Annotated in this window: 13 protein-coding genes; 2 read left to right on the plus strand and 11 right to left on the minus strand. The window is 60.8% G+C overall.

Annotation, left to right across the window (positions count from 1 at the left end):
- Window positions 1-88: 88 nt before the first annotated feature.
- The 10 genes from pgi to dksA all read right to left on the minus strand — a co-directional run bounded on the left by pgi (window position 89) and on the right by dksA (window position 12,525).
- Window positions 89-1,753 carry a glucose-6-phosphate isomerase gene (pgi, locus tag L8I05_RS23450; protein ID WP_159959929.1) on the minus strand — a complete coding sequence of 555 codons (1,665 nt, stop codon included), beginning with the start codon at window positions 1,751-1,753 and terminating at the stop codon, window positions 89-91.
- 242 nt (window positions 1,754-1,995) lie between these two features.
- Window positions 1,996-2,847, minus strand: coding sequence for a pantoate--beta-alanine ligase (panC, locus tag L8I05_RS23455; RefSeq protein ID WP_177017987.1), 852 nt, complete (start codon window positions 2,845-2,847; stop codon window positions 1,996-1,998).
- Entirely contained in the window at window positions 2,844-3,644 is an 801-nt protein-coding gene (gene panB / locus L8I05_RS23460; protein ID WP_177017986.1) for a 3-methyl-2-oxobutanoate hydroxymethyltransferase, read from the minus strand. The genes panC and panB overlap by 4 nt, the downstream gene beginning before the upstream one ends.
- A 229-nt stretch (window positions 3,645-3,873) precedes the next feature.
- Window positions 3,874-4,359: a 2-amino-4-hydroxy-6-hydroxymethyldihydropteridine diphosphokinase gene (folK, locus tag L8I05_RS23465; RefSeq protein WP_177017985.1), complete on the minus strand. Its 486-nt coding sequence runs from the start codon at window positions 4,357-4,359 to the stop codon at window positions 3,874-3,876.
- A gap of 2 nt (window positions 4,360-4,361) precedes the next feature.
- A complete protein-coding gene (locus tag L8I05_RS23470; RefSeq protein ID WP_159959921.1) occupies window positions 4,362-5,765 on the minus strand; it encodes a polynucleotide adenylyltransferase PcnB in 1,404 nt (467 codons plus the stop codon).
- A gap of 709 nt (window positions 5,766-6,474) precedes the next feature.
- On the minus strand, window positions 6,475-7,914 hold the full coding sequence (locus L8I05_RS23475; RefSeq protein WP_242171714.1) for a sigma-54 dependent transcriptional regulator: 1,440 nt from the start codon (window positions 7,912-7,914) through the stop codon (window positions 6,475-6,477).
- 22 nt (window positions 7,915-7,936) lie between these two features.
- Entirely contained in the window at window positions 7,937-10,891 is a 2,955-nt protein-coding gene (locus L8I05_RS23480) for a sensor histidine kinase (protein WP_162530298.1), read from the minus strand.
- The gene (locus L8I05_RS23485; protein ID WP_003176118.1) at window positions 10,875-11,051 is read right to left on the minus strand and encodes a hypothetical protein; all 177 of its coding nucleotides are present in this window, start codon (window positions 11,049-11,051) and stop codon (window positions 10,875-10,877) included. The genes L8I05_RS23480 and L8I05_RS23485 overlap by 17 nt, the downstream gene beginning before the upstream one ends.
- A gap of 62 nt (window positions 11,052-11,113) precedes the next feature.
- Window positions 11,114-12,001 (minus strand): tRNA glutamyl-Q(34) synthetase GluQRS, encoded by an 888-nt coding sequence (gene gluQRS / locus L8I05_RS23490; RefSeq protein WP_242171715.1) that lies wholly within the window; start codon window positions 11,999-12,001, stop codon window positions 11,114-11,116.
- Between the two features lie 83 nt (window positions 12,002-12,084).
- The gene (gene dksA / locus L8I05_RS23495) at window positions 12,085-12,525 is read right to left on the minus strand and encodes an RNA polymerase-binding protein DksA (protein WP_034100675.1); all 441 of its coding nucleotides are present in this window, start codon (window positions 12,523-12,525) and stop codon (window positions 12,085-12,087) included.
- A gap of 320 nt (window positions 12,526-12,845) precedes the next feature.
- Between dksA and L8I05_RS23500 the strand changes: the two genes are divergently transcribed.
- Together L8I05_RS23500 and sfsA are read left to right on the plus strand one after the other, a co-directional pair.
- Complete coding sequence (locus tag L8I05_RS23500; protein WP_242171716.1) at window positions 12,846-14,018, plus strand: pyridoxal phosphate-dependent aminotransferase; 1,173 nt, start codon at window positions 12,846-12,848, stop codon at window positions 14,016-14,018.
- Window positions 14,018-14,731: a DNA/RNA nuclease SfsA gene (sfsA, locus tag L8I05_RS23505; RefSeq protein WP_242171717.1), complete on the plus strand. Its 714-nt coding sequence runs from the start codon at window positions 14,018-14,020 to the stop codon at window positions 14,729-14,731. The genes L8I05_RS23500 and sfsA overlap by 1 nt, the downstream gene beginning before the upstream one ends.
- Here sfsA and L8I05_RS23510 read toward each other — a convergent pair.
- Window positions 14,728-15,045 (minus strand): Rieske 2Fe-2S domain-containing protein, encoded by a 318-nt coding sequence (locus L8I05_RS23510; protein WP_159959911.1) that lies wholly within the window; start codon window positions 15,043-15,045, stop codon window positions 14,728-14,730. The genes sfsA and L8I05_RS23510 overlap by 4 nt on opposite strands.
- Between the last annotated feature and the right edge of the window lie 15 nt (window positions 15,046-15,060).

A 15,060-nucleotide genomic window follows, 5' to 3' on the forward strand; every position in this document is an offset into this window, starting at 1 on the left:
GTTTTCGGGACAAGGCATAAAGATGCACGCTGTGGGAAGAGGGTTCAAGGCCAACGTCCAAACGGACGTTGGCCTCGGGCTACCGGCCTCAGCCGCGGTGACGACCGCGGAAGTAGTTGATCAAACCTTGGGTCGACGCATCGTCAGCCACGGTTTCTTCGGCGCCGGTCAGGCGGTTGTAAACGCCTTTGCCCAGCTCCTTGCCCAGCTCCACGCCCCATTGGTCAAAGGCGTTGATGCCCCAGATCACGCTCTGCACGAACACTTTGTGTTCATACATGGCCACCAATGCACCCAGGCGCCGTGGGCTGATGCGCTCCACCACCAGGGTGTTGCTCGGACGGTTGCCCGGGATCACCTTGTGTGGGGCCAGCTTCTGTACTTCAGCTTCCGGCAGGCCCTTCTCGCGCAGCTCGGCTTCGGCTTCGCTGCGGGTCTTGCCGAGCATCAGTGCCTGGCTTTGGGACAGGCAGTTGGCGTACAACCACTGATGGTGATCGGAAACCGGGTTGAAGCTGACGATCGGCACGATGAAGTCGGCCGGGATCAGTTGGGTCCCTTGGTGCAGCAACTGGTGGTACGCGTGCTGACCGTTGCAGCCTACGCCGCCCCAGATAACCGGGCCGGTATCGGTGGACACCGGCGTGCCGTCCTGGCGCACGCTTTTGCCGTTGGATTCCATGTCCAACTGCTGCAAGTGTTTGGTGATGTTACGCAGGTAGTGGTCGTACGGCAGGATCGCATGGCTCTGCGCACCCCAGAAGTTGCCGTACCACACGCCCAGCAGGCCCAGCAGCACCGGCATGTTCTGTTCGAACGGGGCGTTCTGGAAGTGCTGGTCCATGGTATAGGCACCGGACAGCAGTTCCTTGAAGTTGGACATGCCGATGGCCAGCGCGATTGGCAAACCAATGGCCGACCACAGCGAGTAACGGCCGCCGACCCAGTCCCACATCGGGAAAATGTTTTCTTCGCGAATACCGAACGCCACGGCTGCCGCGTTGTTGCTCGATACGGCGATGAAGTGGCGGTACAGCTCGGCTTCCGAGCCACCCTGGGCCAAGTACCAGGCGCGCGCGGCCTGGGCGTTTTTCAGGGTTTCCAGCGTATTGAAGGATTTCGACGAGACGATGAACAACGTGGTCTCGGCGCGCAGCTTCATGGTCAGCTCGTGGAACTCGCTGCCGTCGATGTTCGCCAGGTAGTGGCAGCGCACGCCTTTATGCGCGTAGGACAACAGCGCTTCGGAGACCAGCTCCGGGCCAAGGAACGAGCCACCGATGCCGATGTTCACCACGTCAGTGATCGGCTTCTCGGTGTAGCCACGCCACAGGCCATCGTGGATGCGGCCCACGAGGTCGGTGATCTGGTTCAGCACCTTGTGCACGTCGGGCATGATGTTCACGCCATTGACCGACAACTTGTCACCCACCGGGCGGCGTAGAGCGGTGTGCAGGGCCGGGCGGCCTTCGGACGAGTTGACCGGTTCGCCCGCGTACAGCGCGTCGATGGCGGCTTTAAGGTCGACTTCCTTGGCCAGCCCCACCAACAGGTCACGGGTTTCGGTGGTGATCAGGTTTTTCGAATAATCGAGGAAAAGCCCGCAGCTGCTCAGGGTGAACTGCGAAAAGCGCTGGGGATCGGCATTGAAGGCTTCGCGCATGCTGAAATCCTGCATGGCTTGGCGATGTTGATTGAGCGCTTGCCAGGCGGGCAGAGCGGTAACGTCATGAGGAGTGCGGTAGTACGCCATCGCTGCGGGTTTCCTTTTTATTACGGGGACTGCCTTTAGGACACTTCAGGGTTCGGAACGTCCAGTCTTTTCTCAAGCGCTGGGTTCCGGACAGCGCTAACCAAGAGCGCAGGGCGATTACATTAAACCTAGCGTGTCGATATGTCTTGGCTTTGTCTGCGCTGTAGCCGGTACTTTTTTATACCGGCACAGCGGGGAGGGCAACAGATGCGCTGTTTTTGAAGCAGAAAAGGCGGGAGTGGTCAGGCCAGGTTCAGGTGCAAGTTGTCGATCAGGCGCGTCGCACCCAGGTACGCGGCCACCAGGATCACCACATCGCGATCCTCAGCCGTGGCCGGACGCAAGTGCACGCCTTGGCGCACCTCGAGATAATCCATGCGCAGCCCGGCGGCTTCGATGTGCTGGATCTGCTCGGCACGCAGCTTGGCAAAATCGTGGTCACCGGCTTTTATCGCGTCGGCAATCTGGCTGAGGCTGCGGTACAGCACCGGCGCAATGGCGCGCTGCTCGTCGCTGAGGTAACCGTTGCGCGATGATAGCGCGAGGCCGTCGGCAGCCCGCACGGTCGGCTCGCCGATGATCTGGATAGGCATGTTCAGGTCATGCACCATGGCGCGGATCACCGCCAGTTGCTGGTAATCCTTCTGGCCAAACACAGCCATGTCCGGCTGGACCATATTGAACAGCTTGCTGACCACCGTGGCCACACCTTCGAAGTGCCCCGGGCGGCTGGCGCCACACAGGCCTTCGGACAGTTGCGGAACACTGACGCGGGTCTGGCCGGTCATGCCGCCGGGGTACATTTCCTCGACGGTGGGCGCGAACAACAGGTTGCAGCCGGCTTGCAGCAGCTTTTCCTGGTCGGCAGCCAGCGTACGCGGGTATTTGTCCAGGTCTTCGCCGGCACCGAATTGCAGTGGGTTGACGAAGATGCTCGCCACCACAAAGTCCGACTGCTGCGCGGCTTTGGTCACCAGGGTGGCATGGCCGCTGTGCAGGTTGCCCATGGTGGGCACGAAGCCGATGCGTTTACCGGCACTGCGCGCGTGGGCGACGGCGGAGCGCAGTTCTCTTACGGTTTTAACGGTGTTCATGCAGAGAACCCGTGTTCGTCGCCAGGGAATGTCACGGCTTTGACTTCGTCGACGTAGGCGCTCAGTGCAGCCTGAATGCTGTCCTTGCCGGCCATGAAGTTTTTCACGAACTTAGGTGCTCGGCCGGTCAGCGACAGACCGAGCATGTCGTGCACCACCAGGACCTGGCCGTCGGTGGCGGAGCCTGCGCCGATGCCAATCACCGGCACTTTGACGGCCTGGGTGATCTCCGCCGCCAGTTCGCTCGGTACGCACTCCAGCAGAATCATCGCGGCACCTGCTTGCTCCAGGGCGATGGCGTCCGCACGCATCTGGCGCGCCTGGGCTTCATTGCGGCCTTGTACTTTATAGCCGCCGAGGATATTCACCGACTGTGGCGTCAGGCCCATGTGCACACACACGGGGACGCCACGCTCAGCCAGCAGTCGAATCGACTCGGCGAGCCATACGGCGCCTTCCACTTTGATCATGTGCGCACCGGCTTGCATGAGTTTGCCGGCGTTCTGGAATGTCTGTTCTACCGTGGCATAACCCATGAACGGCAGGTCGGCGATGATAAAGGCGCCGTCGTTACCGCGCTTGACGCTGGCGGTGTGGTAGGCGAGTTCATCGGTGGTGACGGGCAGGGTGCTGTCATGCCCTTGAAGAACCATGCCCAGGGAGTCACCCACCAGCAGCACCTCGACCCCGGCCTGGCAGCTGGCCTGGGCGAAGGTGGCGTCATAGCAGGTCAGCATGGTGATTTTTTCACCTTTGAGCTTGAGGCTCTGCAAGGTGGTCAGGGTAATGTCTGGCATGAAAAGGGTCCTCGTTCAGGCGCTTGGAAACAGCGAGTAACGCGCGTGAGTCTTCGTTCTATACAGGCGCACCGTCTTGAGAGCAGTGCTTATAAGGCCTGGATTGCGCCCTTCAGCGCCGGGTTGGCGGCAGCGGGACGCCTATAGTCGTGATGAGGACTCGGGAAGTCAATTGGATGTGTTACCGCATTGTTACGAGGGCGGTGTTACCGCTGTTACAGGGGGCGAATCAAGCAGTGGTGAGGCGTTCCAGGCCGACAAACGGGCAGGCCGTCAGCAGCTCTTCAAGCGTTTGGCCATTTGGCAATTGCAGGTCGGCGGGTGCGAGCTCAGCCAACGGGTACAACACAAACGCGCGGAGGTGCATCTGGTAATGAGGCACCTTCAGGCGCGGCTCATCGATAAGACGCTCGCCAAACAACAGGATATCCAGATCAAGGGTGCGCGGGCCCCAACGCTCAAGGCGCTCACGGCCCTGGTCGTTTTCGATGGCTTGCAGCGCATCAAGCAGCGCCAGTGGTGCGAGGGTGCTGTCCAGGGCCGCGACCGCATTGGTGTAGCGCGGTTGGCCTGGGAGCAGGGAATCACTTTGATAGAAGGCCGACACGCCAGCCAGCGTCGTGCCTGGCAACTGCGCCAGCGCCTGGGTGGCGCTGCGCAATTGCTGCTCCGGGGCAGCCAGGTTGCTGCCCATGCCGATGTAGATGCGTTCCACGTTTATTCGCCTGCAGCGCCCGAGGCATCAGCACTGCGCTTACGCTTACTGCCGGAGCTGCGGCGACGCTTTTTCGGGCCTTCGCCCGCACCATCGCCTTTGCTGCCAAGGTCACGAATCATGTCGCGGCGCTGGCTGTCATTGGCGTCCTGGTAATCGGTCCACCATTCGCCCAGGCCGTCGGTCTGCTCGCCGGCGCTTTCACGCAGCAGCAGGAAGTCGTAGCCGGCGCGGAAGCGCGGGTTGTCCAGCAGCAGGTCGGCACGTTTGCCACTGCGACGCGGCAGACGCTCCTGCATGTCCCAGATCTCGCGGATCGGCAGGGTGAAACGTTTCGGGATAGCGATGCGCTGGCACTGCTCGGCGATCAACTCGTGTGCGGCTTCCTGCATGGCAGGGATCGGCGGCATGCCACGGTCTTGCAGGCGCAGTACACGCTTGGGCAGGGCTGGCCACAACAGGGCGGCAAACAGGAACGCCGGGGTTACCGGTTTGTTCTGTTTGATGCGCAGGTCGGTGTTGATCAAGGCTTCGCTGATCAGCGTGTGGGTGTACGTCGGGTTGTATTCCAGGGCCTCGGCGCTGGCCGGGAACAATGGATCGAACAACTGCAGGTCGACGAGCATTTCGAAGGTGTCGGCGGCATACCCCGAGAGGAACAGCTTGAGCACTTCTTCGAACAGGCGTGCCGAGGGAATTTCCCGCAGCATCGGTGCCAGCTCGCGAATTGGCGCGGCAGTATGCTTCTCGATACCGAAGTTCAGCTTGGCGGCAAAACGCACCGCTCGCAGCATGCGCACCGGGTCTTCCTGATAGCGCTGGGTCGGGTCGCCGATCAAGCGGATCAGGTTGTTGCGAATATCGTGTACGCCATTGGCGTAATCGAGGATGCGTTCGCTGACCGGGTCGTAATACAAGGCATTGATGGTGAAGTCGCGGCGTTGCGCATCTTCTTCCAGGGTGCCGTAAACATTGTCACGCAGGATGCGACCGCTCTCGTTGCGGGAGGACTGGTTAGTGTCTTCCTCGTCATCGTTTTGCGGATGGCCGGCGCGGAAGGTCGCGACCTCGATGATTTCGCGACCAAAGTGGATGTGCACCAATTTGAAGCGGCGGCCGATGATGCGCGCATTGCGAAACTCGGCGCGTACCTGCTCGGGCGTGGCGCTGGTGGCGACGTCGAAATCCTTGGGCGTGATATTGAGCATCATGTCACGTACACAGCCGCCCACCAGATAGGCCTGGTAGCCGGCGTTCTGCAAACGTTCGACGATGTTCACCGCATAACGGCTGAACTGAGCGCGCTGCAATGAATGCTGATTGCTGTTAAGCACTTCAGGCGTGCTGCGAATGTGTTGCGTACGACGCAAGGGAGAACGGAATGACTGGAACAACTTCTTCAGCATGGGATGCACTGTTTGAAGGAATGTTCGGCCATAACGAAGAATGACCGCATGATGGGCCGGGATTCTAGCATTTAGTCGAGGGATGGTGTAGGAACAAGCTGCAGGCGTTGCGCCATATGCTTAAAAGAAAGGGAAGGTTGGCCAAATGCCGGAAACTACAAGGGGAGCCGAAGCTCCCCCAGAAGTAGTTGCGTGCTCTATTTTTATTATTGATTGCGGGCTTCTTGTTTTTGTTGATCGCCCTCGCCATGACATTTCACCTTCATGACACTCCCAATCGGGAGTCAAGAGCAAACGGATTGCTTTGGTCGCTGTGTTGCTGATCTACGATCCAACCAGTTCAGGCTCTGCCTTAGGGCAGTTTTTGTTGTTCTCGGCCTGGTTGCGGGGCAAGCCCCAAATGCAACGCCTCTCCAAAAGAATCAGTTAGCTGCGCCTCCGCCGTGTTGTTTTTATTGTGCGTGAGTCGATTCGTCTTATTTTTATTGTCTGGTACTGAGCTTGTTATTGTTTTTGTACTAAGCATATAGCAGGGTGCGTGCCAACTTTTGTGCCGCCCAGCAAAACCGGGGGTTTTAGGTTGTTTCGGGTTTTTTGAGGGCCAAAAAAAGCCGGGGCTTCGTTACCGTAAGCCCCGGCTTTTGTTACGTGAAAAAGCTGCGGTAACAGTTTTTTCACATCTGAGGGTGTTACCTGTGGGGGCGCGCCCTCAACTCTCGCTGGCCACCCCGGTCTTGCGCCGTGGAATGCCCAGGCGCTGGCGCCGTTCCCACAGGCACTTGCGGCTCACGCCCAGCTTGCGCGCCAGCTCGGTCTCGGTCATGTGGTCCTGGTGCTCAAGGACGAAATGCTGGAAGTAATCTTCCAGTGACAAATCTTCCGTCGGCTCATGGCTGGTATTGCTACCGCCGCCCTGTTGTGGGGCCAGGCCGATGAAGTCGTCGTCCTCCAAGTCGCTCAGCTCGATGTCGATGCCCAGCAGCTCGGCAGAAATCTCCGGGCTCTCCGACAGGATGACCGCGCGCTCAACTGCGTTTTCCAACTCGCGCACGTTACCCGGCCACGAGTAATGCCGAATGGCTTGCTCGGCGTCCGGAGCAAACTTGAGGTCGGTACGGTTGATGCGCGCACTCTGGCGCAGCAGGAAAGCGCTGGCGATCTCGTTGACGTCGGCGCCACGCTCACGCAGGGCCGGCAGCTTGAGAGCGATGACGTGCAGGCGGTAATACAAGTCTTCACGGAACTGGCCGATCTTGGCCAGGCTTTTCAGGTCACGGTGGGTCGCGGCGATCAGGCGCACATCGACCTTCTGCGACTGCACCGAACCTACGCGGCGAATTTCGCCTTCCTGCAACACACGCAGCAAGCGCGCCTGGGCTTCCAGGGGCAGTTCGCCGATTTCGTCAAGGAACAAGGTGCCGCCGTCCGCCGCTTCCACCAGGCCCGCACGCCCGGCGCTGGCGCCGGTAAACGCGCCTTTCTCGTGGCCGAACAGTTCGGACTCGATCAGGGATTCAGGTATCGCCGCGCAGTTCACCGAAATCATCGGCGCCTTGGCGCGTTTGGACAGGTTGTGCAGGGCGCGGGCCACCAGTTCTTTACCGGTGCCCGACTCGCCCTGGATCAATACATTGGAGTCGGTTGGCGCGACTTTGCGGATCTTGCTGTACAGATCCTGCATCGGTGGGCAGGAGCCGATAATGCCGATCTCGCCGTTGCTGTTGTCGACACCCGGCTTGTCCGCACCGTTGGCAGCCTTGCCGGCGGGGCGCTGTTCGGCGGGCGCACTGCCAGCCGACTGGCGGTCGCGCAGGATGCGGGCCACGGCCTGGAGCATTTCGTCGTGGTCGAAAGGCTTGGCGATGTAGTCCACCGCGCCCATCTTCATCGAGTCCACGGCCGAACGCAGGCTGGCGTAGCTGGTCATGATCAGCACCGGGGTGCCCTGGCCAAGCTTGATCAGCTCTGTACCGGGCGCGCCCGGCAGGCGCAGGTCGCTGACAATCAGGTCGAACGTGGGAATGCTGAACCGCTCTTGGGCTTCCTGCACCGAGCCGGCTTCGCTGACCTGGTACTGATTACGTTCAAGCAGGCGACGCAAGGCAGAGCGGATAATTGTTTCGTCTTCGACGATCAAAATGTGCGGCATTGATTCAATTCTCTCGACGGTCTCAGTTCACAGCGGACGTCGCTTCGACATGACGCGGCAAGGTCACCCGAATACGGGTGCCGCGTTGGCTTTCGGTGTCAGCCGGGCTGTCGATGGTGATTTGTCCATAATGCTCTTCAACGATGGAATAGACCAGTGCAAGGCCCAGACCGGTGCCTTCACCTGGGTCCTTGGTGGTGAAGAAAGGTTCAAACAATCGATCCATGATGTTCTGTGGAATACCGCTGCCTTCGTCTTCCACGATCAGATCGACCGTGTGCTCGAAAGCCTCGCTCTTGACGCGTACCGCGCTGTGCGGCGGGGACGCGTCGCGGGCATTGGACAGCAGGTTGATCAACACCTGCGCCAAGCGTTGGGAGTCGCCGTCGACCCAGTGGTCCGGGTCGCACAGGTTAAAGAACTGTACTTCGAAATTGCGCCGGTTCAAGGCCAGCAGCCCAATGGCATCCTGCGCGACTTCGGCCAGGCACACGGCCTCGTCCTGATTCTGATGTGCGCCGGCATGGGCGAAGCTCATCAAAGACTGCACGATGCGTGAAACGCGCTTGGTCTGCTCAAGGATTTGCCCGCTGATTTCGGTGATTTCACCGTCTTCTTCGCGCTCTTCTCGCAGGTTCTGCGCCAGGCACGCGATACCGGTGATCGGGTTGCCAATCTCGTGGGCCACGCCTGCGGCCAAACGACCAATGCTCGCCAGGCGCTCGGAGTGCACCAGCTTGTCTTCAAGCATTTGCGTGTCGGTCAAATCTTCGACCAGCAGCACCAGGCCGCTGTTGCCGGGCGCCAGCGGCTCGTCGATCGCGGCTTTGTGCAGGTTGAGCCAGCGGGTCTGGCCGTCCAGCGCCAGGTGCTGCTTGTGCAAATGCTCGTCGGGCAGGTTGATAAAGCCTTGCAGCAGTTCTTTCCACGGATCGCCCAGGGTGTTCAGGCGCGAACCCACTACCCGCTGGGCGGCGATGCCGGTCAGTTCTTCCATGGCCTTGTTCCACATCAGGATCTCTTGATCCTTGGCCAGGGAGCACACGCCCATCGGCAGCTCCTGCAGGGTCTGGCGGTGGTAGCGGCGCAATGCATCGAGTTCGGCAGCGAGACCGGTGAGGCGTGAGTGGTAATCCTCCAGCCGGCTCTCGATGAAGTGGATGTCTTCGGTGACGTAGTTTTCGCCGCCGGCCTTGTAAGGCAGGAAGGTTTCAACCATGTCCTGGGACACGCTCGGCCCCATCAGCCCGGACAGGTTGGCCTCGATCCGGTCACGCAAGCGCCGCAGCGCATACGGGCGGCGTTCGTCGAAGGGCAGGTACAGATCGCGCAGCGCCTGTTCGACTTCCTTCTGTGCGGCTTTGGCGCCCAGCGGCTTGGCCAGTTGCGTGGCAAATTCCTGGGGCGAGGCGGCATGCAGTTCGCGGCGTTGCGGGCGGCGCACGTTGTCCACCGCGCAGGCTTCGGCGGCGCTGGTTTCTTCAGGGCTGGCGTTGGTGAACAGCGAGATCAAGGTGAACATCAGCACGTTGGCCGCCAGCGAAGCAATCGCCGCCATGTGCCAGCTGGTGTCGTCGAGCACGTAAATCATGTTCAGCAACGGAATGTAGAAGCCCTGCAAATTGCCGACCAGCGGCAGCAGCATGGTGACGATCCACACCAGAATCCCCGCCAGCAGCCCGGCGATAAAGCCCCGGCGGTTGGCGGTCGGCCAGTACAGCACCGACAACACGCCGGGCAGGAACTGCAAGGTGGCGACAAACGCGACGATGCCGAGGTTGGCCAGGTCTTGCCCGGCGCCCAGCAACAGGTAGAAGCCATAACCGGCCATGATGATCGCAACGATCAGCGCGCGACGCGTCCACTTCAGCCAGCGGTAGATATTGCCTTCGGCCGGCGGCTGATACAGCGGCAGCACCAGGTGATTGAGCGCCATGCCCGACAGCGCCAGCGTGGTGACGATGATCAAACCACTGGCCGCCGACAAACCGCCGACGTAGGCCAGCAACGCCAGGGATTTACTGTTGGCCGCAATACCGACGCCGAGGGTGAAGTATTCCGGGTTGGTGGTCGCCCCCAGCTTGAGGCCGGCCCACAGAATCAGCGGCACCGCCAGGCTCATCAGCAGCAGGAACAGCGGCAAGCCCCAGCTTGCACTCACTAGTGAGCGCGGGTTGAGGTTCTCGGTGAACGTCATGTGGTACATGTGCGGCATCACAATCGCCGAGGCGAAGAACACCAGCAGCAGCGTGCGCCATGGGCCTTCCTGCAACGGCGTGTGCAGGGCGGCGAGGGCTGTCTGGTTTTGCAGCAGCCACAACTCCAGCTGTTGCGGGCCGTCGAACACGCCGTACAGCGCATACAGGCCGACGCCGCCGATGGCGATCAGCTTGATCACCGATTCGAAGGCAATCGCAAACACCAGGCCTTCGTGTTTTTCACGGGTGGCGATATGGCGTGAGCCGAAGAAAATCGTGAACAGCGTGATCAACGCGCAAAAGGCCAGCGCGACGCGATGCTGCACCGGCTCGCGGGTCAGGATGCTGATGGAGTCCGCCACGGCCTGGATCTGCAAGGCCAGCAGCGGCAACACGCCGAGTAGCATGAAAATCGTGGTGAGTGCGCCGGCCCAGGTGCTGCGAAAGCGGAAGGCAAACAGGTCCGCCAGGGATGACAGCTGGTAGGTTCGCGTGATCTTCAGGATCGGGTACAGCAACACCGGCGCCAGCAGGAATGCGCCGGACACCCCGAGGTAACTGGACAGGAAGCCGTAGCCGTACTGATAGGCCAGGCCCACGGTGCCATAAAACGCCCAGGCGCTGGCGTAGACGCCCAAGGACAAGGTGTAGGTCAACGGATGGCGAATGATCGCCCGCGGAATCATTCCGCGCTCACTGATCCAGGCCACGGCGAACAGCGCGGCCAGGTAGGCGGCGCTGATCAGCAGCATCTGGGTGAGGCTAAAGCTCATCGGCATCTTTTTGGCTCTGCAGGATGAAGGTCACGACGATCAGGATCAGCCACAGCAGATAGGGGCGATACCAGGCGCCCGTGGCGTCGATCCACCAATCCATGATGGCGGGGGAAAACAGGTAGATCCCGACGACCAGCAGCAGGACCAATCGATAGATGTACATGTTGGCCTCTGATTAAAAAACTGCGGCGATGGTAACGGATGGCTCGCAACCTGCAAGCGCCTTCAGCTCAATTGCGCTTCGGCCAGCGTGAGTGTGCGCGGGATCCGGCTGGCATCCCAGTGCGCAATGCCCCAATCCAGCAGTTCGCGCGGGCTGGCGTGCAGCAATTCAGCGCCGGCCGGCTGGCCGAGGGCGCGCAATGCCCTTAACAGCAAAGGCGTAGCCTGGTCGGGTGTCAACGGCGGCGAACGGTAGGATTTGCCCAACTTGTTACCGTCCGGCTGGACGATCAGCGGCACGTGCAGGTAGCGCGGCTGGCGCAAGCCCAGCAATTCCTGCAGATAGAGCTGGCGCGGCGTGGAATCGAGCAGGTCGGCGCCGCGCACGATATCGGTTACACCTTGCCAGGCATCATCGAGCCCCACGGCCAGTTGATAGGCATACAGGCCGTCACGGCGACGGATGACGAAATCGCCTACATCGCGGCCCAAGTGCTGTCGGAATTCGCCCTGCACGCGGTCGGTAAAGTGGTATTCCAGCTCAGGCACGCGCAGGCGGATGGCCGCGTCGTGCTGAGCATGCCCGGCGTTGCGACACAAACCTGGGTAAATCCCGTGGTAGGGCTCCAGCTGCTTGCGCGAGCAAGTGCAGGCGTAGGCCAGGCCATGGTTGAACATGTCGTTGAGGACTTTGGCGTAGGCGTCATGCCGCTCGCTTTGTCGGACCAGTTCACCGTCCCATTCGAAGCCGTAGCTTTCCAGGGCGTGCAGGATCGCCGCCTGGGCGCCGGGTTCTTCACGGGGTGGGTCGAGGTCTTCCATGCGCATCAGCCAGCGGCCGTGATTGGCGCGGGCATCGAGGTAGGAGGCGAGGGCGGCAACCAGCGAGCCGAAATGCAGGTGGCCGCTGGGCGTGGGGGCGAAACGCCCAATATAGGTAGAGGCTGTCATGGGCCGGATACTACTGGAAAATCGGTAAACGCCAGAAACAAAAATGGGGCGTTTGCACGCCCCATTCGTTCAGCTCGACAGGATTACTTGCCGACCTGTTTTTCCTTGATTTCAGCCAAGGTCTTGCAGTCTACGCACAGGTCCGCGGTTGGGCGGGCTTCCAGGCGGCGAATACCAATCTCGACGCCGCAGGATTCGCACCAGCCATATTCCTCGTCTTCGATCAGTTGCAGCGTTTTGTCGATTTTCTTGATCAGCTTGCGTTCACGATCACGGGCGCGCAGTTCGAGGGCGAATTCCTCTTCCTGGCTGGCACGGTCTGCCGGGTCCGGGAAGTTGGCGGCTTCGTCCTTCATGTGGTCAACGGTACGGTCGACCTCTTGCATCAAGTCCTGCTTCCACTTTTGCAGGATCTTGGTGAAGTGCTGGCGCATGGGCTTGCCCATGTACTCCTCACCCTTCGTTTCAACGTAAGGTGTGAAGCCACTGAGGCTCTGCTGCTGTTGCTTTGCTTGGGTGGACATGAATAGACCGCCTCTCACTCTTCTAATCCATTGCGCAGGATTGCAACGTCACCGACACCTGCCGGCCCTGCGGCTGCAAGCGGGCGAACTTACCAGATAGATTCGGGGTGCGCCACTCCCGGTTGTCGAGGCCCAACTTGGCGGGGGTGCAAACAGCAACAGCCCGCCATGGCTGGGTATAGCGTGTCTCGATTGTTGATTTTAGTCGTTTTGCAAGCGCTTGCTCGGTTCATCGTGGATGGCCGAGCAGGCAATAGAGCATGTTTTACCGTGAGGGTTCGGTAGAATCCTGATTTTGTCCTCACCGTTAAGGAAGGCTAATGGCTCAGCCCTACAGTGCGCGCAGTCGCGCCATCGAACCTTTTCATGTCATGGCGTTGCTGGCGCGAGCGAACGAGCTGCAGGCGGCCGGCCACGATGTGATCCACCTGGAGATCGGCGAGCCGGATTTCACCACGGCTGAACCGATCATCCAGGCCGGCCAGGCGGCGCTGGCGAATGGCAAGACTCGTTACACCGCGGCCCGTGGGCTGCCTGAGCTACGTGAGGCCATCAGCGGCTTTTACCAGCAACGTTACGGGCTGAGTGTCGACCCTGAGCGCATTCTGATCACCCCCGGTGGCTCCGGCGCCTTGTTGTTGGCCAGCAGTCTGTTGGTCGACCCCGGTAAACATTGGTTATTGGCCGACCCCGGCTACCCGTGTAACCGGCATTTCCTGCGCTTGGTGGAAGGTGCGGCACAACTGGTGCCGGTCGGCCCGGACGTGCGTTACCAATTGACCGCCGACCTGGTGGCCAAGCATTGGAACCAGGACAGCGTGGGCGCACTGGTTGCGTCGCCTGCCAACCCCACCGGCACCATTCTTACGCGGGACGAATTGGCGCAGTTGTCGAGTGCGATCAAGGCGCGTGACGGCCATTTGGTGGTGGATGAGATCTATCATGGCCTCACTTATGGCACCGACGCCGCCAGCGTGCTGGAAGTCGATGACGATGCGTTCGTCCTAAATAGTTTTTCGAAGTATTTCGGCATGACCGGCTGGCGCCTCGGTTGGCTGGTAGCGCCGCCCGCTGCGGTCGGCGAGTTGGAGAAGCTGGCGCAAAACCTCTACATCAGCGCGCCGAGCATGGCCCAGTACGCGGCGCTGGCCTGTTTTACCCCGCAAACGTTGAGCATTCTGGAAGAGCGCCGCGCCGAGTTTGGTCGTCGTCGTGATTTCCTTCTACCCGCCCTGCGTGAGCTTGGGTTCGGCATCGCCGTCGAGCCGGAAGGCGCCTTCTACTTGTACGCCGATATCAGCGCGTTCGGCGGTGATGCCTTCGCGTTTTGCCGCCATTTTCTCGAAACCGAACACGTAGCCTTTACGCCCGGTCTGGATTTCGGCCGTTATCAGGCTGGTCATCATGTGCGTTTTGCCTACACGCAAAACCTCGAACGGCTACAAGAGGCAGTCGAACGAATCGCCCGTGGCTTACGGAGCTGGCAAGGCTGATGCGTTTTCATCCTCCCCTCGAAGAAGGGCGGCTGATTCGCCGCTACAAGCGCTTTCTCACCGATATCGAAACCGTTACCGGCGAGTTGCTGACCATTCACTGCCCGAACACCGGGTCGATGCTTAATTGCATGGTGGAAGGCGGCCAAGTCTGGTTCAGTCGCTCCACCGATCCCAAGCGCAAGCTGCCGGGTACCTGGGAAATTGCCGAAACGCCGCAAGGCCGGCTGGCGTGCGTGAACACGGCGCGCGCCAATCAGCTGGTTGAGGAGGCGTTGCGCGCCGGCGTCATCACCGAGCTCAATGGCTTTACTGCGCTAAAGCGCGAAGTGCCTTACGGCCAGGAGAAAAGCCGTATCGACTTCCGCCTGGATTACCCACAGGGCGCGGCGTTTGTCGAAGTCAAAAGTGTCACCCTGGGCTTTGACGGCACTGCGGTGGCCGCCTTTCCCGATGCCGTGACCCAGCGCGGCGCCAAGCATTTGCGTGAACTGGCGTACCTGGCGCGCGACGGCGTGCGGGCGGTGCAGTTGTATTGCGTCAACTTGTCGGGAATCGAGGCGGTACGCCCGGCCGTGGAGATCGACGCCGGTTACGCTGCGGCGTTGCGTGAGGCAAAGGCTGCGGGTGTGGAGGTGCTGGCTTACGGCGTGCACGTCACGCCCGAGGAAATTTACGTCGACCGGCGCTTGAAAGTGCTGATCGGCGACTAGAGTTCCACCCACAAGCCCTGTGCGTCTTCGCGGCCGGGCAGGGCGGTGAGGCTTTGACCAGCGCACGGGCCGGCGATGCATTCGCCGCTCTCGATCAGGAACAGCGCGCCGTGGGTGGCGCACTGGATCAGGCTGGCGCTGGTGTCGAGGAACTGATTGGGCTGCCATTCCAGCGGGATGCCGCGATGGGGGCAACGGTTGATATAGAAGTAGGCAACGCCATCCCGGCGCACGGCCAACAGCTTGCAGCCGTCGATCTCAAAGCCGAGGCTGCTGTTGGGCGCGAGGGTGTCGGAGGGGCAGAGAAACTTCATTTCAATCCTTAAGTG

Source organism: Pseudomonas sp. MONT-RG-20F-20-E-7-02, assembly GCF_022662395.1.
GTDB lineage: Bacteria > Pseudomonadota > Gammaproteobacteria > Pseudomonadales > Pseudomonadaceae > Aquipseudomonas.

Excerpts from the sequence above, each read along its gene's own strand:
- panB (WP_177017986.1), bottom strand. The coding sequence starts at position 3,644 with ATGCCAGACATTACCCTGACCACCTTGCAGAGCCTCAAGCTCAAAGGT.
- gluQRS (WP_242171715.1), bottom strand. The coding sequence starts at position 12,001 with ATGACAGCCTCTACCTATATTGGGCGTTTCGCCCCCACGCCCAGCGGC.
- L8I05_RS23475 (WP_242171714.1), bottom strand. The coding sequence starts at position 7,914 with ATGCCGCACATTTTGATCGTCGAAGACGAAACAATTATCCGCTCTGCC.
- L8I05_RS23480 (WP_162530298.1), bottom strand. The coding sequence starts at position 10,891 with ATGCCGATGAGCTTTAGCCTCACCCAGATGCTGCTGATCAGCGCCGCC.
- pgi (WP_159959929.1), bottom strand. The coding sequence starts at position 1,753 with ATGGCGTACTACCGCACTCCTCATGACGTTACCGCTCTGCCCGCCTGG.
- L8I05_RS23510 (WP_159959911.1), bottom strand. The coding sequence starts at position 15,045 with ATGAAGTTTCTCTGCCCCTCCGACACCCTCGCGCCCAACAGCAGCCTC.
- L8I05_RS23485 (WP_003176118.1), bottom strand. The coding sequence starts at position 11,051 with ATGTACATCTATCGATTGGTCCTGCTGCTGGTCGTCGGGATCTACCTG.
- panC (WP_177017987.1), bottom strand. The coding sequence starts at position 2,847 with ATGAACACCGTTAAAACCGTAAGAGAACTGCGCTCCGCCGTCGCCCAC.
- L8I05_RS23500 (WP_242171716.1), top strand. The coding sequence starts at position 12,846 with ATGGCTCAGCCCTACAGTGCGCGCAGTCGCGCCATCGAACCTTTTCAT.
- L8I05_RS23470 (WP_159959921.1), bottom strand. The coding sequence starts at position 5,765 with ATGCTGAAGAAGTTGTTCCAGTCATTCCGTTCTCCCTTGCGTCGTACG.
- sfsA (WP_242171717.1), top strand. The coding sequence starts at position 14,018 with ATGCGTTTTCATCCTCCCCTCGAAGAAGGGCGGCTGATTCGCCGCTAC.
- dksA (WP_034100675.1), bottom strand. The coding sequence starts at position 12,525 with ATGTCCACCCAAGCAAAGCAACAGCAGCAGAGCCTCAGTGGCTTCACA.